Here is a 21,773-nt window from a genome sequence, read left to right on the forward strand (position 1 = left end):
CGATAATGTCGATGGGTCATGAAGCAGAACTTCACAGTCCGGCATGGCGCGCTCGACGGCGTCGAGGCCTTCCTGAGCGTGGCAAGGCACCGCAATTTCCGCAAGGCGGCGGCCGAGCTCGCCGTCACGCCATCAGCGATCAGCCAGGCGATACGAACGCTCGAGGCGCGCATCGGTGCTGTGCTCTTCATCCGCACGACGCGCAGCGTCGGCCTGACCGAAGCCGGCGAGCGCTTTTTCGCCCGCGCCCGGCCCGCTTTCGATGAGCTGATCGCCGCGAGCGAGGTCGCGCGCGGCATTGGCCAGCGGCCGGCAGGGCTGTTGCGCCTTTCGGTGCCGCCGGCCGTAGTGCCGGTGCTGCTGGAGCCGATGATCGCCTCCTTCTGCCAGACCTATCCCGAGATCGAGCTGGAGATCGTCGCCAGCGGCGAGTTGGCCGATCTCGCCGCCGAAGGATTCGACGCCGGCATCCGCATGGGCGATCTGATCGCGCCCGACATGGTCGCGGTTCGCTTGACGCCCTCCTTCCCGATGGCGGTCGTCGGCAGTCCAGATTATCTGCGCCGGCGCGCGGCGCCCGAGTATATCGAAGATCTGCGCGACCATGCCTGCCTGCGCCTGCGCCGCTCCAACGGTTCGTTCGCGCCATGGTCCTTCGTCGACGGCAACAAGACGATAGAGGCGATCGTCTCGGGACCGCTGATCGCGCATGACTACCCCTCGCTGCTCGGCGCGGCGATCCAGGGTGTCGGGCTTGCGCAGGTGCCCGGTCCCATAGCCGAAGCGCCGATCGTCGACGGACGCCTGCAGGCGCTGCTCGGCCGCTTCGCGGTGACCACGCCGGGTGTGTTCCTTTATTATCCGGAACGGCACCAGGTGCTGCCGAAGCTGCGCGCTTTCATCGACCACATCAGGCAGCGGGGCGACGCCGACGCTCCCCCGAAGCGATCGGACCGGCGGCGGCAAAGCTGACGATTGACATTGCGTCAGCCGGAGCAAGACCCAATCAGCGATTGGATGCGCTCGGCGTCAGCAGGCGTCGCGGGGTTGTAGACGATCATGCCGAGCTCTGGCCGGCCGTCAACGGCAAAGACCGAGAACTCCAGCTCGATCAGTCCGATTTCGGGATGCCGCAGACGCTTCACGCCTTCACCATGCGCGGGGACGACGTCATTGTCCCGCCAGAGCGCGGCAAACTCGGGGCTCACCCGCGAAAGCTCCTCGACGAGTTCGGTGACCTCCGCGCCGGCGCCGGCGCGAACGGCATCCGCCCGAAAGGACCCGACCACGAAGCGCGCAACGCTCTGCCAATCGTCCTGGGCGTCGCGCACGCGCGGGTTGCCGAACATCAGGCGCAGAATGTTGCGCTGCTCGCGCGGCAGCTTGGAATAGTCGGTCAGCATCGCCGCGGCGGCACGGTTCCAGGCCACCACATCCCACGTCGCGGTCTTGACGATCGCGGGGCTGGGGTCCAAGGCGTCGAGGACGCGCTGCAGACGCGGCGTGACGCTGTCGACGCTTTTGTAGCGGACTTCCGGCGGCCGGCCGAGGCCCAGCATGAACAGATGCTCGCGCTCGGGCTCGGTCAGCATCAGACCGGTGGCGATGCGGTTCAGCACATCGGCGGACGGTGCGCCGCCCCTTCCCTGCTCCAACCAAGTGTACCAGGTCGGGCTGATATTAGCGCGCTGCGCCACCTCTTCGCGGCGCAGCCCTTGCGTGCGCCGGCGCCCCATGGCGAAGCCGAAGGCGGCGGGATCGAGACGCATGCGGCGATCTCGCAAAAAGGTGCCGAGCCTGTTGCAGGTGTCGATGGGCATTGCGATCCTATTGGCTATTATACCATGATAATGTCACTACTTTAACAGAATGATTTATAGCGCAAATAAGGCCTCCGAACAATCGAAGGAGACCATCTCATGCGTGTATTCCTTACCGGCGCAACCGGCTTCATCGGTTCCAGGATCGTGCCTGAGCTTCTTGCCGCGGGGCACCAGGTGCTTGGCCTGACCCGCTCCGATGCCGGTGCGCGGTCGCTTGTCGCCGCCGGCGCCGAGCCGCATCGCGGCGACCTCGAAGACCTCGACAGCCTGCGCGACGGCGCGGCGAAATCGGATGCGGTGATCCACACCGCCTTCGACCACGATTTCTCGAATTTCGTCGCGAATTGCGAGAAGGACAAGCGCGCCATCGAAGCGCTGGCCGGCGCGCTCGCCGGCTCCGACCGGCTGCTCATCATCACGTCGGGTGTCGGCATGGGCTCCGCCGAACACGGACAGCCGGCGAGGGAAGACGTCTTCAACACCGACCATCCCAATCCGCGCATCCTATCCGAGCTTACCGGCGTGGCGATGGCCGAAAAGGGCGTCAAAGTATCGGTGGTGCGGCTGCCGCAGGTGCATGACACGGTGAAGCAGGGCCTGATCACACCGCTGATCGCGCAGACGCGCGCCAAGGGCGTGTCGGCCTATGTTGGCGAAGGCCGCAACCGGTGGTCGTCGGCGCATGTGCTGGATGTCGCGAAGCTCTACCGCCTGGCGCTGGACAAGCAGGAAGCCGGCGTTCGCTACAACGCCGTCGCGGAAGAAGGCATTCCGATGCGCGAGATCGCGGAAGTGATCGGCGCCGGCCTCAACGTGCCGGTTGTCTCGCTCTCGCAGGAAGAGGCCGCCGGCCATTTCGGATGGCTAGCCATGTTCGCCGGTCTCGACATGCCGGCGTCGAGCGAATGGACGCGTGCCCATCTCGGATGGCAGCCGACCGGACCCGGCCTCATCGCCGATCTGGAGCGGATGGATTACTCGCAGGCGGCCGCGGCCTAGCGGACTCCAGGGCGGTTCGGCAGCCCGACCGAACCGCCTCGTCTCACCTAAGCGCGCAACAGATCCGCCAGGCTGTCGGATTTTTCCACCTTGTCGGTCAGGTCGAGACCGGAGAGCAGGTCGACCAGATGGCTGTTCATCAGGGCGGCCGCGTCAGCGCTGCCGCCGGCCTCGATGGCGTCGACCAGCGCATGATGGGCATGCTTCTCGCAGGTGGCGTCGCGGCGCTTCCAGTAGAGCGCTATGATCAGCGAAGAGTGCGAGACGAGGTCTCGCACAAAGTTGGTGAACACCGAATGCGCGGCGATCTCGGCGATGCCGACGTGAAAGCGCGCCGACAGCATGATGGCGTCACTGTCGCGGCCGTCATGCAGCGCCTCATGCTCCTTTTCGAGATGGTGGCGCAATTGCACTATGTCCGATGGCACCGCCGCCCTGGCGGCAAGCGCCGCCACCTTGGGCTCGATCAGCGCCCTCGCCTCGAACACCTCGCGCGCCTCGATCTTCGAGGGCTGCGCGACAAAGGCGCCGCGATTGGGCTCAAGCCGCGCCAGCCGGTCGTGCGCGAGTGCCTGCAAGGCGGCGCGAACGACGGTGCGGCTCACCGAATAGATCGAGGCCAGTTCGTCCTCCGGAAGCTTGGTGCCCGGGGCGAGGCGATGGCTGACGATCGCATCCCTCAGCCCATAATAGATCGGCGACCAGCGCGCAGCCGGCTTGTCGTCGCGATCGTCTTCCCTGAGTACCGTCAACATACTTTCAATGCGCGGGCCCGAATGACCCGATCTGCCCCCAAATCGCCGGCAGCCCGTCCAATCTAGTATCGCTCGCGCGGCGGTCAATCCCACCTGCCCGGTGCCGGTCGATCGCCCGGCGGCATGAAGCCGCCTAGACGATCTCGGCTTCCGGCGGCGATAGTGGTGCGAACATACCGGCGAACCGCTTGCCGCGCGGCGCCGCATAGCCGCCGATCTTCGATGTTTTCAAGCCGACCCTGAACAGGCTCTCTGCCAGCGTGACGGCGCAGACGACACCGTCGAGAACCGGGATGCCATGCTCCTCGGACAGGCTGTGCGCAAGGTCCGCCATGCCGGCGCAGCCGAGCACGATCGCCTCGGCATGATCCTCGCTAACGGCGCGCGCGATCTCCTGCGAAATCCGGTGTCTTGCATTCGAGCCCGGACGTTCGAGCTCGAGCACGGCGACGTCCGACGAGCGCACCTTGGCGCAGCGCGAGGCAAGGCCGTATTTCACCAGATTGTGCTCGATCGCGGGAACCGAACGGGCAAGCGTTGTGACGACGCTGAACTTGCCGGCGACGAGGCTCGCCATATGGAACGCCGCCTCGCCGATGCCGATCACCGGAGCCTCGGTGGCGCAGCGGGCCGCATCGAGCCCGGTGTCGTCGAAGCAGGCGATGACATAGGCGTCGGCCTGGACCTTGCCCATCTCGGCGATGATGCCGGGTATGGCGAAGACCTCGTCGAAATAGCCCTCAATGCTCGGCGGACCGTCGGCCGGATTGACGGCAACGACCTGGGTGGCGTCGGACGCGACGCTTGCCGCCGCCTCGCCGATCTTGGCGGTCATCGATTGGGTGGTGTTGGGGTTGATGACGAGAATGCGCATTCCAATCAGCCTCAGATCTCGCCGCCGAGATAAAGACGCTTGACCCGATCGTCGGTCAGCAATTCTGCGGAGTTGCCGCTCAGCGCGATGCTGCCGGTGGTCAGCGCATAGGCGCGCTGCGAGATGCGCAGCGCCATGCGCGAATTCTGCTCGACCAGGAGCACGCTGACCTTCTCGTCGCGGTTGATGGCGACGATCGAGCGGGCGATGTCCTGCACGAGCTTTGGCGCGACGCCGAGCGACGGCTCATCCAGCAGCAGCAGCTTCGGCTTCGCCATCAGCGCGCGGCCGATGACCAGCATCTGCTGCTCGCCGCCGCTCATCGTGCCGGCGGCCTGCGAGAAGCGCTCCTTGAGCCGGGGAAATCGCCCCAGCACCATCTCCATCGACGCGGCAATCTCGGCCTTGCTGGTGCGCGTGAAGGCGCCCATCAGGAGATTGTCCCTGACCGACATATAGGGGAAGACGCGGCGGCCCTCCGGCACCATCGCGATGCCCATCTTGACGATCTCGTCGGGGGCGGCGCCGTCGATGCGCTTGCCGCCATAATGAATTTCGCCGGACCTGATCTTGCGCAGGCCGGTGATGGCCCGAAGGATCGACGATTTGCCGGCGCCGTTGGCGCCGATCAGTGCGACCGTCTCGCCTTCGTTGACCTCGAGCGAGACGCCTTTCAGCGCGTAGACGTGGTCGTAATAGAGCTGGACATTGGCGAAGTTCAGGATCTGGTTCATAGGCCGATCGCCTCGTCTTCGCTGCCGAGATAGGCTTCGATCACCTTCTCATTGGCCTGGATTTCCGACGGCGTTCCCTCGGCGATCTTCTGCCCGAAATTGAGCACGACGAGCCGGTCCGAGATCTTCATCACGGCCGGCATGTCATGCTCAACGAGCAGGATGGTGAGGCCGCGCTCACGCAAGCGCCGCACCATCTCGACCATGCGCATCGTCTCCTCGTGATTCATGCCGGCGAAGGGCTCGTCAAGCAGCAGGATCGAAGGGTTGGTGGCGAGGCCGATGGCGATGCCCAGCGCGCGCAAATGGCCGTGCGGCAGGTTACGGGCGATCTCATGGGCGAGGGAGGAGAGGCCGAGCAGCGTCAGGATCTCGTCGGCGGATTGCCCGAAGGCCGCCTCGTCCGCCTTCGCAGTGCCTGTGCCGAGGAAGAAGCCGAACAGGCTCGCTTTCGAGCGCAGATGATGCGCGATGATGACGTTGTCGCGCACGCTCATGTTCTTGAAGATGGTGGTTTCCTGAAAGGTGCGCACCACGCCTCTGCGGGCGGCAATATGCGGAGCAAGACCGGAGATGCGTTCGCCCTTCAGCCGCACCTCGCCTGTCGTCGGGCGCAGGAAGGACGAGATCAGCTTGAACAGAGTCGACTTGCCGGCGCCGTTGGGGCCTATGACCGACAATATCTCCTTCTCGCGTACCGAAAAGGAGACGTTGTTGACCGCAACCAGACCGCCAAAGCGCTTGGTGATGCCGGAGACTTCGAGCATTTCGGCCATGGCTCAACCCTTCTTCCGGGTCGTTTCGGCAAGGCTGAGCAGGCCGTTGGGCAGCACCAGCATCAGCACAATCATCAGGCCGGAATAGATGAGCAACTGGAACCGGCCGGTCTGGAAAAGAAGGTCCCAGCCGAAATAGAGCACCAGCGTGCCGAGCATCGGACCGAAGACATAGCCGAGGCCGCCGAGGAAGCAGTTCAGCATGAAGTTGACGGAATCGGTGACGGTGAAGCTCGACGGGTAGATCGACTGCGAGATGGCGGCGAAAATGGCGCCGGAAACACCGCCGAAGAAGGAGGACACGGCATAGGCGATGACGCGCAGATTGGCGATGTTGACGCCGATCGAGGAGGCGAGCTCCTCATTCTGCTGCAGCGACTGGCAAAGCTTACCGATGCGGGAATTGACCAGCCGGTACATGATGGCGAAGCAGACCACCATCAGCGTGACCGCCAGCAGGTAGAAGGCGAGCCGCGAATTCTGCAGCGTGGCGAAATCGGGGATCAGCGTGATGCCGAAGACCGACAGAGCGCCGGGCAGCGGGATGCTGACGATACCCTTGGCGCCGTTGGTGATCGGCAGCGCCAGCGCGAGCAGCCGCGCCACCTCGGTCAGCACCAGCGTGACCATGGCGAAATAGACGCCCCGCAGGCGCAGGATCGGCAGGCCGATCAGCACGCTTGCGGCGGCGCAGAACAGTCCGGCCACCGGCAGCGTCAGCCAGAACGACCAGCCATGGTTCATCACCAATATGGCCGAGACATAGCCGCCCATCAGCGCGTAGGCACCCTGGCCGATGTTGATGCGGCCGATGTAGAAGGTGAGCCAGACGCCGGCGCTGGCGATGCTGAGCAGCGCCACCGAGGTCAGCGTGTAATAGAGGTCGAAGCGGCCGCTTGCCGAGATGGCGGCCGGCACGGCGATGAAGACGATCGCGAGGAAAGCGACGACCGCAGCGATCCTGGTGTTGCGATTGAGTTTCATGTCGCGATCAACCCCACGGCTTGCCCATTAGCCCGTTGGGGCGGACCGACAGGAACACCATCAGGGCGGCGAAGATGACGAGGTAGGTGACATCGCCATATTCGCGCAGCACGGTGAGGCCGACCGACTCCATCATGCCGAGGATGAAGCCCCCGGCGATCGCGCCGCCGACGACGCCGGCGCCGCCGATCATCACCATCAGGAAGGCCTTGATCGAGATCGGCCCGCCGATGCCGGAATTGACGCCGGTGATGGTGACCAGCAGCCCGCCGACGATACCCGCGAGCAAGGCGCCCATGGCGAAGCCGATCATGGAATAGCGGTCGACCCTGACACCCATCAGCTGGGCGGCGACGCGGTCCTGGGCGAGCGCGCGCATGGCGCGGCCGACCCGGCTGTACTGCATGTAGAGCACGAAGGCGGCGATGAAGACGATCGCCAGCGCGCCGACGACGATGCGATCGTAAGGCATGATGATGCCGACGTCGTTGAAGACGCCCTTGACGATCTTGGGAACGCCGCGCTGCTTTTCGCCGAACAGGAGCAGGATGACGGCGTCGAAGAAGAAGGCCGTCGCGGCGGCCAGCAGCATGGTGCTTTCCTCGCGGTGGCTGCGCCGGATGACGGTGCGGAAGAGAAATTTCTCCATCAGCGCGCCGATGACTGCGAGCGTGATGCCGGAGGCAAGCAGCGCGACTACGAAAGGCAGGCCGAGCTGGCCGTAGACCGTGTAGGTGATGAACCCGCCCAGCACATACATCTGGCCGTGGGCGAAATTGAGCACGTTCATCAGGGCGAAGATCAAGGTGAGCCCCAGCGCGATCAGCGCATATTGGGCACCGAGATACAATCCGTTGGCGATGACCTGTTCCATGGATACCTTCGATCTTCCGCAGGGTCCGGCCTATCGGACCCCGCGGCGAGCTGGAGGAAGTGACGCCCGAAGGTACGCTAGTCGACGGAGCCGACGAACAAGGTCTGGAAAGCGCCGTCCTTGTATTCGTTGACCACCATCGGCACCGAAAGCTGACGCTTCTGGCCGAAGGACGTGGAACCGACATAGCTGAGCTTCGCGTCGCCCTTGAGGAAGGGATTGGGCGCGGTGAAGGTGTCCATGGTCTTCTTGAATTCGGCCACGTCGTTGATGGCCGCAGGATTGGCCTTCAGGGTCTCGATGATGTATTCGAGCGCATAGACCTTGGTGTTGGACTCGTCGTTGTATTCGCCGAACATCTTGGTGTAGCGGGCGACGAATTCCTTCATGGCGTCCGAAGCGATCTCCGGCGTTGAGGCGCCGCCGACGGAGATGAAGCCGTTGGCATATTCGCCGGCGCCCTCTTCCAGAACCTTGGCGTCCTGCGCGGTTTCCGTCGAGATCAGGCCTTCATAACCGAGCTCGCGGGCGGCGCGGATGAGGAGCGGCGCGTTGGCGGGTGCTACGCCCGACAGGACGAGCAGGTCGGGCTTCAAGGCGACGATCGGCGTCAGCACCGGGGTGAAGTCGCGAGTGTCGTTCTGGTAGGTGTCGTTCTGGGCGACGACTTCCAGCCCGAGCGCCTTTGCCGCTTCGACACCGCTGTCGCGCTGGCTGAGCGGATCGGATTCATTTGCCGCGACAAAGGCGATCTTCTTCACACCCTTGTTTTCCTTGAGGTATTTGTAGATCGCCGGACCGGACTGGTAGTTGGCGATCATGCCGAGCACGGCATTGGAGGCCGGCTTCTGGTAGAGCGCCTTGGGGAAGGCATAGGGAAAATAGATGATGCCGTTGGCCTCGGCGACGGGACGCACCGCGGCGGCACCGTCATCGACATTCGGGCCGACGACATAGTGGACACCTTCCTGCGCCATCTTCTCCATGCCGGCAATGGCGCGCTTGGGGTCCTTCTGGTCGTCGAAGGTGACGATGTTGATGTTGTAGGTGTCGTTGCCGATCTTGACGCCACCGGTCTCGTTGATCCAGGCGGCGCGGGTCTGCATCGAGCGCACGTTCGAGGTGCCCCAGGCGGCGGCGGGGCCGCTGGTGACGCCGACGAAGCCGATCTTCAGTTCCTTGTTTTCAGCCTGCGCGGACGAAATGCCGAGAGCGGCAAGCGCCAGGGTCGAGACGGCGCCGAGCGCCATTGATTTCAGAGTGGAGCGACGGTTGATCATATTGGCAGTTCCCCTTGGTTATCGCGCTTTGTGTTTTGCTCATAGGCTGCGCGGATAGCATTAAAGGAAACCGGCTACGGGAGATTGTCAACATCTTTCTAGATTATTGTATACAATATCTTGATCAAATGTGTGCGATGGTCCGCCCACCGTCACGGGATCGGCATTCAAAGCAGGCCGGGCAAGGCCAGGCCAACGACAGCCCTCCGGCGATTCCGATAGGTTCGCGGGATCATCAACGCAAATGTAGTCGAGGCTTATAGAAACCGAACCTGCCAGGAATGCCCCGAGGAGTCCTACTTCCCGCAATAGTGATCGCTGATGTCGTTCACCGCATTCGCGTCCGGTCCGACGCGGTGATAAGCGCATGCGCCCGCCGCCGTGTTGGTCATCTGCTGGTCGTAGTAGCGCGGACCGCCGAATAGCGTCTCGATAATGTCGTCGCTGGCCGGGACATAACGCTCATGCTCGACCACGCGGTAGCGATGTTCGCCGGCGGCAGCGGGACCCGCTATCGCGGCTGCCGCGGCAAGCATGAGCGCGGCGATTGCAAAATGTTTCGTCATGGCAGCGACCTTCCAGCAATTTTGACTTGCAGCATATCCAAAATCACCAGCAGAGCAAAAGTTCCCGCAGCTGCTTTCATCCCAGCTAATGCAGGTGCCGCAGCTTGTCGGGATTGCGCATGACATAGATCGCCGTGATGTTGCCGTCCTCGATATCGAGCGCCGTGGTCTGGAGTTCGCCATCGACCTCCAGCGTGACGAAGCCCGGCAGGCCGTTGATGAAGCCGTAACGGATGAGCGTCGAGGGATTGTCTTTCAGCCACGACGCCACGGTCGCGTATTGCGTCATGACCGCCTCGAAGCCGAGCGCCGGCTCGGTCGCCGCCGGACGCTTGCCGCCGCCGTCGGCGTGGGCGGTGACATCGGCGCTCAGCATCGCGCCGAGCGCTTTCATGTCGCCGCTGCGCGAGGCGTTGAAGAAGGCCTCGGCGATCTCCAGCCCGCGCTCTCTCTCGACCTTGAAGCGCGGCCGTGCCTCGCGGACATGCTCACGCGCTCTGGCCGCAAGCTGGCGGCAGGCGGCGGGATCGCGCTCGATCTCCGCCGCGACCTCCTCGAACTGCAGGCCGAACACGTCATGCAGCAGGAAGGCTGCGCGCTCGAGCGGCGACAGGCGCTCCAGCGCCAGCATCAGCGGCAAGGTGACGTCCTCCGCCTCGTCTTCCTCCACCAGCGGCTCAGGCAGCCACGGGCCGACATAGGTCTCGCGCTGATGCCGCGCGGATTTGAGCTGGTCGAGGCAAAGCCTAGTTACCGTGCGGCGCAGGAACGCCTCGGGCTGGCGCACCTCGGCGCGCTCGGTCCGCATCCAGCGGATGAAGGCCTCCTGCACCACATCCTCGGCATCGGCGACCGAGCCCAGCATGCGGTAGGCGACCCGCATCAGCTTCGGGCGCAGCGGTTCGAAGTCCGCCGCCGCGCCCGTCAATGCCGGCTCCGGCGTCAAGCCGCGACCGCCTTGTTGGCAGCCTGGGCGGCAGCCGCCTTGTTGGAGGCTTTGATGGCCGCCGGATCGACAAAGCCGCCGAAGCCGACGGCGATGCGGTTCCAGCCATTGATTATGTTGATCATCAACGTGAGCTTCACGCGCTCCTCCTCGGAGAAATGCGGCTTCAGCGCCTCATAGGCCGCTTCATGCGTATGGCCTTCTGAGATCCTGGTCAGCGCTTCGGTCCAGCCGAGCGCGGCGCGCTCGCGATCGGTATAGCACGGCGCCTCGCGCCAGGCCGACAAGAGATAGATGCGCTGCTCGGTCTCGCCGCGCTCGCGGGCATAGGTCGAATGCATATTGATGCAATTGGCGCAGCCATTGATCTGCGAGGAACGGATCTCGATGAGCTCGGCCAGCGCCGGATCGAGGCTGCCGGCGATGGCCAAAGAGGCACGATGCCACTCCTTCATCAGCGAAGGGGCGGCGGCAAGGGGGTCAAGTCTGACAGTCATGGGTCGGTTCCTTTCGTTGCTTCCGACCTCAAGACGAGCGAGGCTTGGCCCGATGTGACATCGCCGCCGGAAATTTTCGCCGCCGTGCCGCTTATCCGGACCGCGGAAAAATAACGGCAACCGCGACGGCGGATTTTCGACAATGGCCGGCTCCGATGCCGGATATCCTGCATTCGTTCGGCCACCAGCCCGGAGGCCTGAGGAATTGCGCGATGACAGCCAGAGTGATCGTCCTCGACGCCAAGCCGCTGGGCACGGAAGATGTCGCCGAGATCGCGCGGCGCAATTCCCGGCTCGTGCTCGGCGAGGAAGCCATGCGCCGCATCCGCGCCAGCCGCGCGCTGATCGAGCATCTCACCCAGCTCGGCAAGCCGCTCTATGGCGTCACCACCGGGCTCGGCGCCTGCGTCGACACGCCGCTTGCCGACGCCGACCTGATCGCCACAGCGTGCCGCTCAGCCACTCGATGGGCGCCGGGCCGTCGCTGCCGACCGACGCGGTGCGGGCGCTGATGGTCGCGCGCATCTGCGGCATGGCCGCGGGCGGCACGGGCACTTCCGAAGGTGTCGTGCTCGGCCTGCTCCTCGCGCTCAACGCAGGCGTCCATCCCGTGATCCCTTCCTGGGGCTCGGTGGGCGCCGCGGATCTCGCGCCGCTCGGCCATCTGGCGCGGGCGCTGCGCGGCGACGGCGAGAGCGAGTATCAAGGCAGGATCATGCCGTCGGCCGAGGCGCTCAAGCTCGCTGGGCTCGAACCGCTCGACCTGCGCGAGAAGGACGGCCACGCCATTATCGTCGCCAACAGCCTTTCGACCGGTACGGCATGCCTGGCGCTGGAAGAGGTCGCTTGCCTGATCGACTGGTCGCTGGCGGCCATCGCTCTCAACTACGAAGCGTTCCGGGCATCGCTCAAGGCCATCGAAGAGGACGCGCTGGCGGCGCGGCCGGCCTTCCGCCAGTGCGAGATCGGCGCGCGGCTGCGAGCCGAGCTTTCCGGCAGCGGGCTGTGGCAGGACAACGCCGCGCGGCGGCTGCAGGATCCGCTGAGCTTCCGCTGCGCGCCGCAGGTTTGGGGCGGCCTGCTCCATGCCTATGAGCAGGCGAAGCTCGCGACCGAGATCGAGCTTGGCCATTCCGGCGACAATCCGGTCATCCTGCCCGAGGCCGGGCGCGTCGTCTCCAACGGCAATTTCGACCTCACCGCCTTCACGCTGACCTGGGAAAATCTCGGCCAGGCGCTCGCGCATAGCGCGGTCGGCACCGCCAACCGCTCGATGAAGCTGATGTCGCCGATCGTGGCGGAGCTGCCGCGCTTCCTTTCGGCCAGGGGCGGCAGCCGCCAGGGCTATGCGGAGTTGCAGAAGCCGGTCGCCGCGCTCGAAGCCGAGATCCGCCATCTTGCCAATCCGATGTCGCTCAGCCCTCTCGCCATCTCGGATGGCGTCGAGGATCAGTCGTCGATGGCGCCGCGCGTGGTGGCCAAGACGGCCGCGATCATCGAGCGGCTGCGCTATCTGGTGGCGATGGAATTGATCTTCGCGGCGACCGGCGTCGAGTTGCGCGGCGTGCTGGACTCGATGGGCGACGGCCCGCGGCGCAGCTATGAGGCCGTGCGGGCGCTCGTCGCCCCGCTTGACGATGATCGCGAAATGAGCGCCGACATGGCGCGCGTCGCCAGAATGGTCGCGGGCCGCGGCTGTAGCGCAGGCCCGCTGCAAGCCTCAGTGGTAGTAAATGCCGCCGTCGACGTTGAGCGCCTGGCCGGTGACGAAGGCCGAGAGATCCGAGGCGAAGAACAGCACCGGGCCGACGATGTCTTCCGGCGCGCCGAGGCGCTTCAGCGCGGCGACGTCCTCCCAATGGCGGATCGCCGCTTCGCTGCCCAGATTGTTCTTGCCCATCTCGGTCAGGATGATGCCGGGGCAGATCGCGTTGACGGTGACGCCATCCATGCCGACCTCCTGCGCCAATACGCGGGTGAGCGTGATCACCACCGCCTTGGTGGCGGCGTAGTGGCCTTGCGTCGGCACACCCTGGCGGCCGGCGATGGAGGCGATGTTGATCACCCGGCCTGACTTCCTGGCGCGCATATGCGGCAGCACCGCCTGGCACATCATCAGCACGCCCTTGGCGTTGACGTCGAAATGCGCATCCCAATTGGCCTCGTCCAGATCCTGCAGCAGGCTGGGCCTCAGGATGCCGGCATTGTTGACCAGCACGTCGATGCTGCCGGCAGCCTTGAGCAGTGCCTGCGCGGTCGCCTCGATGTCCTTCTTCTTGCTTACGTCCATCGTATAGACATAGGCCTTGCGGCCGGCCGCCTCGATCTCGCCCTTGGTCACGTCGAGCTCCGCCGCCTGCGACGGCAGATCGGTGACGGCGACATCGAAGCCCGCTTCCGCGAGTCCCTTCGCGAGCGCCCTGCCGATGCCGCGGCTGGCGCCGGTGACGAGAGCCGTCTTGCCCTTGGCCTCAGGAAGAATGGTCATGCTGCTTCCACCTTTGATGTCTTGACCGGAAGCGCGTTCATCGCCGCGACCGTGTCGTCGAATGAAACGAGTTTGCCGTCGGAGCCGAGCCCCATCGCCACCTTGGCGGCGACCGCGCTGGCAAAGCGCGCGGACTGTTTCAGGTGCCAGCCCTTGATGATGCCGACGATGATGCCGGCGGTGAAGGAATCGCCGCAGCCCGTGGTGTCGAAGACCTCGACCTCGAAGGCGGGCAGATGGAAATCCTCGCCATTCTCGGGCGAGACAAAGACGCCGCCGGCGCCGAGCGTCAGAATGCAATTCTTCACGCCCCTCGCCTTGAAGAAAGCGGCGACGCGGGCCGGATCGCTGTCATGCGCCATCTCGCCGGCCTCGTCGATGCTCGGCACGAAATAGTCGATATAGGGCAGGCAGGGCTCTACGAGCTTCCACGTCTCGGGCGTCGCCTGGATGAGATCGAAGGTGGTGACGCGGCCAAGCTCCTTGGCGCGCTTCAAGAGCTTCACCGTAGGCTCGCCGTCGAAGCGCTTCAGCAGGCCGGTGCCGCCGACATGAATGACGGTCGCGTCGAGCGCGGCGTCGAGATCGGCATCGGCGACGTCGAACAAGGCAGCGGTGCCCGGCACATGCAAGGCGGGACGTTCGCCGTTCGGCCGCACCGGCAAAATGGTGGACGAGGTCTGGACGCTGCCGTCGCGACGCACTAGGCTCGTCTCCAGACCGTATCTCTTCAGCTTGGCGAGAAACCAGTCGCCCATGTCGTCGGTGCCGAGCGTGGTGACGGCGCGCGTCTTGAGGCCGAGGATGGCGCAGTCCATGCCGGTGGCGCCGGCTGTGCCGGCGACCGTCATGCGGATCTCCTCGATATAGTCGGCGCGGCCGCCTTCCGGAATGCGCGAGACCGGCCGTCCGAGGATATCGAGGACGTAGAAGCCGATCGAGCTGACGTCGAATTGGGGCATGGGTAAGAGACCTTTCGAACTCAATGGGCGGCGCGGCGCAGGCCGAAGCTCGCGGCCAGCACCAGGAAGACCAGCACGCCGATGCCGACCTGCTGCCAGTAGAAATTCCAGCCGACGAGCAGCAGCCCGTTCTTGACGATGGCGAGCAGCAGCACGCCGAGCAGCGTGCCAATGACCGAGGGCTTGCGCTCGCGGCTGAGCGTCGTGCCGATGAAGGTGGCGCCGATGGCGTCGAGCAGGAAGGCGTTGCCGGAGAGCGGCACGTAGGACTTCACCGTCGCCGACAAGAGGATGCCGGTGACGCCGGCGAGCAGCGCGCACAGCACATGCACCATCGACAATTCGCGCGGCACGCGGATGCCGGAATACCAGGCCACCCCCGGCTGCGCGCCCATCGCCTGGACATAGCGGCCGAAGACCGAGCGATGCAGCAGGAGATGGACCGCGAGCGCCAGGACGATCAGCATGATGACCGGCGTCGGTATCCCGAACAGAGCGGTGCGGGCGATGGCATTGAACTGGTCTGCCGCGTAACCGCTCGTGAGGTAGATCGGCTGGCCGCCGCTGGTGGCGAGCTGCTGCGTGCTCTGGCCGATGAAGAGCACGCCGAGCGTCGCCAGGAAGGGGCTGATGTTGAGCCTGGTGATGAGGATCGCGTTGAGAATGCCGACGATCAGCGCGGCGCTGAGGCCGCCAGCGACGCCTACCACGCCGCTATAGCCGGCGGCCAAAAGCATGACGAAGATCATGCTTGCCATGTCGACGGAGACGCCGACCGAGAGATCGATGCCGCCCGAGGAGATGACGATGGTGAGACCCAGCGCCACGATCGCCAGCATGACGACATTGTTGACCAGCACGTTGAAGAGGTTGGCCGGTGTCAGGAAAGTCGGGCTCGCAATCGCGAAGAAGATGACGATTGCCGCGAACGCGATGAGCACGCTGTATTTGGCGAGGAAGCCGCGCACACTCACCTTGGCTGAGTTGTTGTCGTTGGCCGAGACGCTCATCGCGAACCCTCCGAACCGCGGGCAAAGGATGTGATGGCCACCACCAGCAGGATCAGCGCGCCCTGCACGCCGTTGACCCAGTAGCTGGAGACGTTGAGCAGTTGGAAGCCGTTCGCGAGCAGGCCGATGAACAGCACGCTGAACAGCGTGCCGCCCATGGTCGGCACGAAGCGGCGCGAGAACACAGTGCCGAGCAGTGCCGCGGCCAGCACCGACAGAAGCAGTTCGCCGGAGCCCGGCGTGCTGGCCGACAGGCGCGAGACGGTCAGTATGCTCGCCACCGCCGCGCAGAAGCCGCTCAGCACATAGGTGAAGGACACATAAAAGGGCACGCTGATGCCAGCCGCGCGAGCTGCTTCCGGGTGTCCACCGACGGCGTAGAGCCTCAGGCCAAACGACGTGCCGTGAACAACCACGATCATGATGGCGGAGAAGACGATCAGCGCCCAGGCGAGCGCGGAGATGCCGAGGAAGCTGCCCGACACCAGCAGGCCGAGCAGCGGGGAGGATGCGCCGACGACCGTGTTCTGGGTGAGCGTGAGTTCCATGCCGGCCGCGACGTTCAGCACTGCAAGCGTCGCGAGCAGCGGCAGGATGCCAAGGCCGACAACGGCAACAGCGTTGAGCGCCCCGACCGCCATGCCGACAGCGATGGCCGCTATCACCGAGAGGAAATCGCCATAGCCCATCGACAGAAGCGTGGCGTAGACCGCGGCGCAGAGCCCCATATTGGCGGCGATCGAAAGGTCGATGCCGCCTTCGGTGACGTCGGAGCCGCCGCCGATGATGACGGCCGTCATGCCATAGGCGAGCACGCCCAGGATCGCCGATTGCTCGACGACGTTGATCAGGTTGAAGGTCGAGGTGAAGCCCGGCGCGAAGATGACGAAATAAGCCATGATGGCGGCAAAGGCGGCGATCGCGCCAAGCCTCACGACCAAGGCGCCAAAGCGGCGGCCGGTGCTCTTGGCGGCCGCCTGCTTTTCGTCGGACACGCCGACTTCTGAGTGGAGAACAGTCGCGCTCATGCGGCCACTCCATCAGCGTTCGAGCGCGCGCCGGACGAAGCCGCCAGCAGCGCATCGCTGTTCATCGCAGGACCGGAGAAGCTGCCGGCAAGCCTGCCGCGATAGACCACCAACACGCGGTCGCAGACGCCGACCAGCTCGAGCAGATCGGAGGACAGAAGCAGGATCGCCGCGCCCTCGCCCGCCAGGCGGTTCAACAGATTGTAGATCTCGACCTTGGCGCCTACATCGACGGCGACGGTCGGCTCATCCAGCACATAGACGCGCGACTGGCAGCTCAGCCATTTGGCGATCGCTACCTTCTGCTGATTGCCGCCGGAGAGCTCGCGCACCAGCGCGTCGCGATGCGGCGTCTTGATCGACAGTTCCTTGATCAAGCCGTCGACCGCCTTGTTCTCAGCGCCGCGGCTGACCATGCCGCCGCGCGAATAGCGGCGCAGGCTGGCCAGGGAAATGTTCTCACGCACGGAAAGGCCAAGCGCCACGCCATGCGCGCGGCGGTCTTCCGGCAGCATCGCGATGCCGTCGCGCACCGCCTTGACCGGCGTCGACAGCGACAACTCCCTGCCCTCGATCTTGATCTGGCCGCCATCGGCGGTCTTGAGACCGAACAGGCACTGGACGATCTCCTTGGCGCCGGAGCCGAGCAGGCCGGTGAGGCCGACGATCTCGCCGGCGCGGACGTTGAAGCCGATGTTCTCGAAACTGCCGCCGAGGCGGAGGTTGGAAACCTCCAGCACCGGCGCGCCTAAAGTGACCGAGCGCTTCGGGAACATCTCGCCGACATCACGGGCAATCATCATCGCGATGATCTCATCGATCGGCGTCTGCCGCGGATCGACCGTGCCGACATCGGTGCCGTTGCGCATCACGGTGACGCGGTCGCAGAGTTTTTCGATCTCCTGCATGTAATGCGAGATGAAGACCACGGCGATGCCGTCGTCGCGCAGCCGGCGCAGCACGTCGAACAGGCTGTCGACCTCGCGCTTGACGAGCGCCGCCGTCGGCTCGTCCAGCACCAGCACGGATGCCTTCTGCGCCAGCGCGCGGGTGATCTGCACCACCTTCTGCTGCGCGGTGGTCAGGTCCTTCACCAGCGTTCCGGCCGGCAATTCCATGCCGAAGAACCGCTTCAGCAAATCGGCAGCGCGGCGCTCCATGACGCGGCGGCTGACGAACGGGCCAAGGCCGATCTCATGGCCGAGGAACACGGCTTCGCCGACCGTTGCGGTCGGCACCAACAACCGATCCTGGTGGATGAAGTGCACACCGAGCTTTTCGACCGAGGCCGGTGTCAGCGAAGTGACGGCCTCGCCATTGATGACCATCGAGCCGCTGTCCGGCTTGATGATGCCGGCCAGCACCTTGATGATGGTCGACTTGCCGGCGCCGTTCTGACCGACAAGGCCGAGGATCGAGCCGCGCGCGATCTCGAGGTTCGCGTTTTCCAAGGCGCGCACCGGACCAAACCGCTTCGAAATGGCTGTCATCGATACAGCAATGTCACGCTTTGCTGTCTGCATGGCCGTCAATCCTGGTTGGATGTGACGGGCAGCCGCAGAGCCTGAGCTGCCCGTCGTTTCGTTCCGTCCTATTTAACGCCAGCCTTCTCGGCGGCGTCGAGGAATGGCTTTCCTTTTTCGGCGGCATTTTCCTTGTTGATCAGCACCGACGGAACGAAGGTGAAGGGCGGCACCTTCTGGCCGGCCAGGTATTTGGCGGCGTTGTCGACCGAGGTCTTGCCGATCTCATAGGGCTGCTGCGCCGCGACGGCGCCCGCCGACGACTTCGGATCCATCACCATCTTGATGACTTCCGGGCTGCCGTCGATGCCGTAGGTCTTGACCTCGTTGCGGCCGGCGGCCTCGACCGCCTGCGTGGCGCCGATCTGCGGCACGTCCCAGCAGGCCCAGACCGCGCCGATCGAACCCTTCTCGGGCGATTTGGTCAGCATGTCGGTGACGTTGGAATAGGCGCTCTGCACCGTGTTCGGGATGACGTCGCGCAGCTCCGGCTCGACGATCTTCACATCCGGAAACGAGGTCAGCACATATTTCAGCTGGTCGTAGCGGATCTTGCAGACCGGCACGCTGTAGAAGCCGTTGAAGACCAGCACATTGCCCTTGCCGCCCATGTCGGCGACCATCTGCAGCGCGATCTCGGCGCCGATATTGTAGTTGTTCGACGTGGTGTTGTTGATGGCGTGCGGGGTCGCGGTGTCGACGGTGAACAGCGGGATGCCGGCGTCGCGGATCTTCTGCAGCCACGGGTTCAGCACTTCGAGATTGCCGAGCTGCTCGATGATGGCGTCGGGCTTCTGGGCGATCAGCGTCTGCAACTGCGCGATCTGCTGCTGGTCCTTGCGGCCGGCGTCGAGCGCGATGACTTCACCGCCGAGTTCCTTGACGCGGTCCTGGATGCCCTTGAAGGCCATCAGGTCCCAATAATGGTCGGTGCCGATCGCGGACACGCCGATGCGCTTGCCCTTGAGCGACAATTCCTCGGCGCTGGCGCCGGAGATCGCGGCAAGGCTGCAAGCCGCCGCCAACCCCAGAGCGAGCGTCTTGACAAGGCCTTTCATGGATCTGGTCATTTCATTCCTCCCTTGTTGATCGCTCCGGGCCTTCCCGGAGGATATGCGAAACCACGGTCCTCCGCTTAGGCGGCGGCCTCCTTGTCGCGCAGGCCGTAGCTGGCCATGCGCTTGATGACATTTTCGATCTCCTCGTCGGACAAGATCGGCGGCTCGCCGATCTGCAGGGCGCCGTGATACTGGCGCGCCAGCGTCTCGACCTCGACCGCAAGCCACATCGCCTGGGCGAGGCTCGACCCGACGGCGATCATGCCGTGCTGGGCGAGCAGGCAGGCCTTACGGTCGCGCAGCGCCTCCACCGCATGCGCCGAAAGCTCCGCCGTGCCGAAGGTGGCGTAGGGCGCGCAACGAATGTCGCTGCCGCCGGCGACCGCGACCATATAATGGATCGCCGGTATCTTCCGGCCCATGATGGCGATCGTCGTGCAGTAGGTCGGATGCGCGTGGACAACCGCGTTGACCTCGGGCCGCGCGTTCATGATGTCGAGATGGAAGCGCCATTCGCTCGATGGCGGCAGGCGCCCGTCGACCTCGCCATCCCAGCCCATGAAGACGATGTCTTCCGGCTGCAGCGTGTCATAGGGCGTGCTGGTCGGCGAGATCAGCATGCCTTCGCCGTGACGACAGCTGATGTTGCCTGATGTGCCCTGGTTGATGCCGAGCTCATTCATCTGGATGCAGGCGTCGATGATTGCCTGGCGCACATCTCGGTCCGAAAGGGGCATGCGATATTCCAATCCTTGCAAGGCCAATTACCAGGCCGTGTAGCCGCCATCGATCGACAGGATCGCGCCCGTCACGTAGCTCGAGGCCGATGACGCCAGGAACAGGATCGCCGAGGCGATTTCCTGCGGCGTGCCCAGCCGGCCCATCGGCGTCATGTCGATCCAGGTGTCGAAGAGTTCGGGACGCTCGCGCATCTTCAGTGTCATCTCGGTGCCGACATAGCCCGGCGCCAGCGCGTTGACGCGCACTCCTGACTTTGCCCATTCGACCGCGAGCGCCTTGGTCATCATATGCACGGCGCCCTTGCTCACCATGTAGGACGGTGCCGTCTGCGGACGGTTGATGATCAGGCCCGACATCGAGCCCAGATTGACGATCGACCCCTTCCTGCGGGCGACCATCGAGCGGCCGAACGCGCGCGAGGCCCAGTAGACGCCGTTGACATTGACGTCCATCACCAGGCGCCATTCCTCGTCCGGCGTGTCGAGCGCGGTGTTGAGGCGCGCGATGCCGGCGCTGTTGACCAGGACATCGACCTTGCCGAAGTCCGCGACGATCTGAGCGGCCATCGCCTCGACGACTTGCGGATCCGTGACGTCGAGCACACGGCCATCGACGCTTGCGACACCGGCGGCCGTGAGGGTTTCGGCGGCGGCTTTCAGCCCGTCCGCATTCATGTCGAGCAGGACGACACGCGCGCCACAAGTTCCGAGCGCCTTCGCGGCCTCAAGGCCGATCCCGCTGGCGCCGCCGGTGACGACGGCGACCTCGCTCGTCAGGTCGAATTGCGACCGGTAATCCATGCACGTCCTCCATCAGGACGGACTTGAGCGCGGGCAAATCACTGCCCTCGCCGCCGAAGCAGCGCCGCAAGCCAACCGGTCCTGATAATGCTTCCGGGGTCAGGCTCCTCCCGACCCCATGACAGGACGTTACAGAAGCTTCTTCCACCCGTCAATCTGGTTATAACCAGAAAACAGATTCTTTTTTGACTGAGAAGTCAGGTGCGGTCGACGCCGTTCACCGTCGCCGACGGTTGCTCGACCGCCATATGGATGCGGGCGACGGAGGAATTGTAAAAGGCCTCGTAGTATTCGAGCGCGGCACCGTCCGCGTCATATGCGATCGACTCGATCTCGATCAGCGGCGTGTTGGCGGCGACCCCCATTTCGTCCGCTTCTTCCTTGGTGGGGAGCGCGGCGCGCAGCCAGCGGTCGGCGCGCTTCACCGTCAGGCCGAACACGGCGCGGATGGTGCCAAAGATCGACTGGTTTTCCGACAGGATGTTCTCCAGCCCCGGCACCCGATGCCCCGGCAGGCTGATGCGCGTCATGGTGATCGGCGTGCCGTCGGTCATGTAGACGCGGCTGATGCGGACCACGCTGCCATTGGCGGGAATGCCGAAGACCTTCGACTCCTTGTCGCTCGGCGGGCAGCGGTAGATCTCCAGTGTGCGGGTCGAGACCTTGTGGCCCTTGGCGGTCAAATCGTCGAAGACGCCGAGATTGGCGGTCATGAAGTCGACATGCTCGCGGGGTGCCGCGACGAACATGCCCTTGCGCGGCATCTTGATGATGCGGCCTTCGTTGGACAGCGAGCCGATCGCGGCGCGTACGACAGGGCGCGAGACGCCGAAGAAATCGCAAAGCGCCTGTTCCGAGGGAATGCGTGAATTGGCGGCAAGCAGGCCGGTGTTAATCGCTTCCTCGACCTGGTTGCGCAACTGCACCCAGAGCGGTGCGGCCTCATCGCGGTTGAGCTGTACTTTCGAGCCGATCGAGCGGAAGGCCTCGGCCGCCTCGGCGTCTTCCTGATCGTAACGAGGACGCCCGCGCGTTCTGGTAGCTTGTTCCATCCG

General features: G+C 64.7%; 22 protein-coding genes and 1 pseudogene. 3 read left to right on the forward strand and 20 right to left on the reverse strand.

Features of this window, described 5'->3' with window-relative positions:
• The first annotated feature begins 18 nt into the window (after positions 1 to 18).
• Positions 19 to 972: a LysR family transcriptional regulator gene (locus tag P9272_RS27945; RefSeq protein WP_278163006.1), complete on the forward strand. Its 954-nt coding sequence runs from the start codon at positions 19 to 21 to the stop codon at positions 970 to 972.
• A 14-nt stretch (positions 973 to 986) separates the two neighbouring features.
• Here P9272_RS27945 and P9272_RS27950 read toward each other — a convergent pair whose 3' ends face one another.
• Positions 987 to 1,820 (reverse strand): helix-turn-helix transcriptional regulator, encoded by an 834-nt coding sequence (locus P9272_RS27950; RefSeq protein ID WP_278163007.1) that lies wholly within the window; start codon positions 1,818 to 1,820, stop codon positions 987 to 989.
• Between the two features lie 99 nt (positions 1,821 to 1,919).
• On the opposite strand from P9272_RS27950, the gene P9272_RS27955 reads away from it, so the two are divergent.
• Positions 1,920 to 2,822, forward strand: coding sequence for an SDR family oxidoreductase (locus P9272_RS27955; RefSeq protein ID WP_278163008.1), 903 nt, complete (start codon positions 1,920 to 1,922; stop codon positions 2,820 to 2,822).
• Positions 2,823 to 2,869: 47 nt separating this feature from the next.
• Here the strand turns inward: P9272_RS27955 and P9272_RS27960 are convergent, their stop codons facing one another.
• The 10 genes from P9272_RS27960 to P9272_RS28005 form a co-directional block, all read right to left on the reverse strand.
• Complete coding sequence (locus P9272_RS27960) at positions 2,870 to 3,577, reverse strand: GntR family transcriptional regulator (RefSeq protein ID WP_128258998.1); 708 nt, start codon at positions 3,575 to 3,577, stop codon at positions 2,870 to 2,872.
• A 133-nt stretch (positions 3,578 to 3,710) separates the two neighbouring features.
• Positions 3,711 to 4,451: an aspartate/glutamate racemase family protein gene (locus P9272_RS27965; RefSeq protein ID WP_278163010.1), complete on the reverse strand. Its 741-nt coding sequence runs from the start codon at positions 4,449 to 4,451 to the stop codon at positions 3,711 to 3,713.
• 11 nt (positions 4,452 to 4,462) lie between these two features.
• Positions 4,463 to 5,185 carry an ABC transporter ATP-binding protein gene (locus P9272_RS27970; protein WP_278163012.1) on the reverse strand — a complete coding sequence of 241 codons (723 nt, stop codon included), beginning with the start codon at positions 5,183 to 5,185 and terminating at the stop codon, positions 4,463 to 4,465.
• Positions 5,182 to 5,961 carry an ABC transporter ATP-binding protein gene (locus P9272_RS27975; RefSeq protein ID WP_128259001.1) on the reverse strand — a complete coding sequence of 260 codons (780 nt, stop codon included), beginning with the start codon at positions 5,959 to 5,961 and terminating at the stop codon, positions 5,182 to 5,184. The genes P9272_RS27970 and P9272_RS27975 overlap by 4 nt, the downstream gene beginning before the upstream one ends.
• A gap of 3 nt (positions 5,962 to 5,964) precedes the next feature.
• Positions 5,965 to 6,945 carry a branched-chain amino acid ABC transporter permease gene (locus P9272_RS27980; RefSeq protein ID WP_278163013.1) on the reverse strand — a complete coding sequence of 327 codons (981 nt, stop codon included), beginning with the start codon at positions 6,943 to 6,945 and terminating at the stop codon, positions 5,965 to 5,967.
• Positions 6,946 to 6,952: 7 nt separating this feature from the next.
• Complete coding sequence (locus P9272_RS27985) at positions 6,953 to 7,819, reverse strand: branched-chain amino acid ABC transporter permease (protein WP_278163014.1); 867 nt, start codon at positions 7,817 to 7,819, stop codon at positions 6,953 to 6,955.
• Between the two features lie 77 nt (positions 7,820 to 7,896).
• Entirely contained in the window at positions 7,897 to 9,099 is a 1,203-nt protein-coding gene (locus P9272_RS27990) for an ABC transporter substrate-binding protein (protein ID WP_278163015.1), read from the reverse strand.
• Positions 9,100 to 9,395: 296 nt separating this feature from the next.
• Positions 9,396 to 9,665 carry a hypothetical protein gene (locus P9272_RS27995; RefSeq protein WP_278163016.1) on the reverse strand — a complete coding sequence of 90 codons (270 nt, stop codon included), beginning with the start codon at positions 9,663 to 9,665 and terminating at the stop codon, positions 9,396 to 9,398.
• Positions 9,666 to 9,750: 85 nt separating this feature from the next.
• Complete coding sequence (locus tag P9272_RS28000; RefSeq protein ID WP_278163064.1) at positions 9,751 to 10,548, reverse strand: sigma-70 family RNA polymerase sigma factor; 798 nt, start codon at positions 10,546 to 10,548, stop codon at positions 9,751 to 9,753.
• 59 nt (positions 10,549 to 10,607) lie between these two features.
• Positions 10,608 to 11,108, reverse strand: coding sequence for a carboxymuconolactone decarboxylase family protein (locus P9272_RS28005; RefSeq protein ID WP_278163017.1), 501 nt, complete (start codon positions 11,106 to 11,108; stop codon positions 10,608 to 10,610).
• Between the two features lie 212 nt (positions 11,109 to 11,320).
• On the opposite strand from P9272_RS28005, the pseudogene hutH reads away from it, so the two are divergent.
• Positions 11,321 to 12,798 (forward strand): annotated as a pseudogene (gene hutH / locus P9272_RS28010) (histidine ammonia-lyase); the annotation flags it as partial.
• Between the two features lie 30 nt (positions 12,799 to 12,828).
• On the opposite strand, the gene P9272_RS28015 reads toward hutH, so the two are convergent.
• The 9 genes from P9272_RS28015 to P9272_RS28055 form a co-directional block, all read right to left on the reverse strand.
• Positions 12,829 to 13,596, reverse strand: coding sequence for an SDR family NAD(P)-dependent oxidoreductase (locus tag P9272_RS28015; RefSeq protein ID WP_128259007.1), 768 nt, complete (start codon positions 13,594 to 13,596; stop codon positions 12,829 to 12,831).
• Positions 13,593 to 14,558, reverse strand: a complete 966-nt coding sequence (locus tag P9272_RS28020; protein WP_278163018.1) for a sugar kinase — start codon at positions 14,556 to 14,558, stop codon at positions 13,593 to 13,595. The genes P9272_RS28015 and P9272_RS28020 overlap by 4 nt, the downstream gene beginning before the upstream one ends.
• Positions 14,559 to 14,578: 20 nt before the next feature.
• Positions 14,579 to 15,568: an ABC transporter permease gene (locus P9272_RS28025; RefSeq protein ID WP_278163019.1), complete on the reverse strand. Its 990-nt coding sequence runs from the start codon at positions 15,566 to 15,568 to the stop codon at positions 14,579 to 14,581.
• Positions 15,565 to 16,596 carry an ABC transporter permease gene (locus P9272_RS28030; RefSeq protein ID WP_278163020.1) on the reverse strand — a complete coding sequence of 344 codons (1,032 nt, stop codon included), beginning with the start codon at positions 16,594 to 16,596 and terminating at the stop codon, positions 15,565 to 15,567. Before P9272_RS28030 ends, P9272_RS28025 begins: the two co-directional genes overlap by 4 nt.
• Positions 16,593 to 18,119, reverse strand: a complete 1,527-nt coding sequence (locus tag P9272_RS28035; protein WP_278163021.1) for a sugar ABC transporter ATP-binding protein — start codon at positions 18,117 to 18,119, stop codon at positions 16,593 to 16,595. Before P9272_RS28035 ends, P9272_RS28030 begins: the two co-directional genes overlap by 4 nt.
• Before the next feature lie 68 nt (positions 18,120 to 18,187).
• A complete protein-coding gene (locus tag P9272_RS28040; protein ID WP_278163023.1) occupies positions 18,188 to 19,189 on the reverse strand; it encodes a sugar ABC transporter substrate-binding protein in 1,002 nt (333 codons plus the stop codon).
• Between the two features lie 65 nt (positions 19,190 to 19,254).
• Positions 19,255 to 19,914, reverse strand: coding sequence for an L-fuculose-phosphate aldolase (locus P9272_RS28045; protein ID WP_278163026.1), 660 nt, complete (start codon positions 19,912 to 19,914; stop codon positions 19,255 to 19,257).
• A 27-nt stretch (positions 19,915 to 19,941) separates the two neighbouring features.
• Positions 19,942 to 20,718: an SDR family oxidoreductase gene (locus P9272_RS28050; protein ID WP_278163027.1), complete on the reverse strand. Its 777-nt coding sequence runs from the start codon at positions 20,716 to 20,718 to the stop codon at positions 19,942 to 19,944.
• Positions 20,719 to 20,915: 197 nt separating this feature from the next.
• Positions 20,916 to 21,770, reverse strand: a complete 855-nt coding sequence (locus P9272_RS28055; protein ID WP_095765791.1) for a GntR family transcriptional regulator — start codon at positions 21,768 to 21,770, stop codon at positions 20,916 to 20,918.
• Between the last annotated feature and the right edge of the window lie 3 nt (positions 21,771 to 21,773).

Source organism: Mesorhizobium sp. WSM4976 (genome assembly GCF_029625685.1).
Classification (GTDB): Bacteria; Pseudomonadota; Alphaproteobacteria; order Rhizobiales; family Rhizobiaceae; genus Mesorhizobium.

Bases quoted from the DNA above. Each gene is read 5' to 3' on its own strand.
- P9272_RS28030 (WP_278163020.1), bottom strand. From the start codon at position 16,596: ATGAGCGCGACTGTTCTCCACTCAGAAGTCGGCGTGTCCGACGAAAAG.
- P9272_RS27970 (WP_278163012.1), bottom strand. From the start codon at position 5,185: ATGAACCAGATCCTGAACTTCGCCAATGTCCAGCTCTATTACGACCAC.
- P9272_RS27950 (WP_278163007.1), bottom strand. From the start codon at position 1,820: ATGCCCATCGACACCTGCAACAGGCTCGGCACCTTTTTGCGAGATCGC.
- P9272_RS27965 (WP_278163010.1), bottom strand. From the start codon at position 4,451: ATGCGCATTCTCGTCATCAACCCCAACACCACCCAATCGATGACCGCC.
- P9272_RS27945 (WP_278163006.1), top strand. From the start codon at position 19: ATGAAGCAGAACTTCACAGTCCGGCATGGCGCGCTCGACGGCGTCGAG.
- P9272_RS27975 (WP_128259001.1), bottom strand. From the start codon at position 5,961: ATGGCCGAAATGCTCGAAGTCTCCGGCATCACCAAGCGCTTTGGCGGT.
- P9272_RS27990 (WP_278163015.1), bottom strand. From the start codon at position 9,099: ATGATCAACCGTCGCTCCACTCTGAAATCAATGGCGCTCGGCGCCGTC.
- P9272_RS27955 (WP_278163008.1), top strand. From the start codon at position 1,920: ATGCGTGTATTCCTTACCGGCGCAACCGGCTTCATCGGTTCCAGGATC.
- P9272_RS27980 (WP_278163013.1), bottom strand. From the start codon at position 6,945: ATGAAACTCAATCGCAACACCAGGATCGCTGCGGTCGTCGCTTTCCTC.
- P9272_RS28000 (WP_278163064.1), bottom strand. From the start codon at position 10,548: ATGCGGGTCGCCTACCGCATGCTGGGCTCGGTCGCCGATGCCGAGGAT.
- P9272_RS28015 (WP_128259007.1), bottom strand. From the start codon at position 13,596: ATGACCATTCTTCCTGAGGCCAAGGGCAAGACGGCTCTCGTCACCGGC.
- P9272_RS28025 (WP_278163019.1), bottom strand. From the start codon at position 15,568: ATGAGCGTCTCGGCCAACGACAACAACTCAGCCAAGGTGAGTGTGCGC.
- P9272_RS28035 (WP_278163021.1), bottom strand. From the start codon at position 18,119: ATGCAGACAGCAAAGCGTGACATTGCTGTATCGATGACAGCCATTTCG.
- P9272_RS28005 (WP_278163017.1), bottom strand. From the start codon at position 11,108: ATGACTGTCAGACTTGACCCCCTTGCCGCCGCCCCTTCGCTGATGAAG.
- P9272_RS27960 (WP_128258998.1), bottom strand. From the start codon at position 3,577: ATGTTGACGGTACTCAGGGAAGACGATCGCGACGACAAGCCGGCTGCG.
- P9272_RS28040 (WP_278163023.1), bottom strand. From the start codon at position 19,189: ATGACCAGATCCATGAAAGGCCTTGTCAAGACGCTCGCTCTGGGGTTG.
- P9272_RS28045 (WP_278163026.1), bottom strand. From the start codon at position 19,914: ATGCCCCTTTCGGACCGAGATGTGCGCCAGGCAATCATCGACGCCTGC.
- P9272_RS28020 (WP_278163018.1), bottom strand. From the start codon at position 14,558: ATGCCCCAATTCGACGTCAGCTCGATCGGCTTCTACGTCCTCGATATC.
- P9272_RS27985 (WP_278163014.1), bottom strand. From the start codon at position 7,819: ATGGAACAGGTCATCGCCAACGGATTGTATCTCGGTGCCCAATATGCG.
- P9272_RS27995 (WP_278163016.1), bottom strand. From the start codon at position 9,665: ATGACGAAACATTTTGCAATCGCCGCGCTCATGCTTGCCGCGGCAGCC.
- P9272_RS28055 (WP_095765791.1), bottom strand. From the start codon at position 21,770: ATGGAACAAGCTACCAGAACGCGCGGGCGTCCTCGTTACGATCAGGAA.
- P9272_RS28050 (WP_278163027.1), bottom strand. From the start codon at position 20,718: ATGGATTACCGGTCGCAATTCGACCTGACGAGCGAGGTCGCCGTCGTC.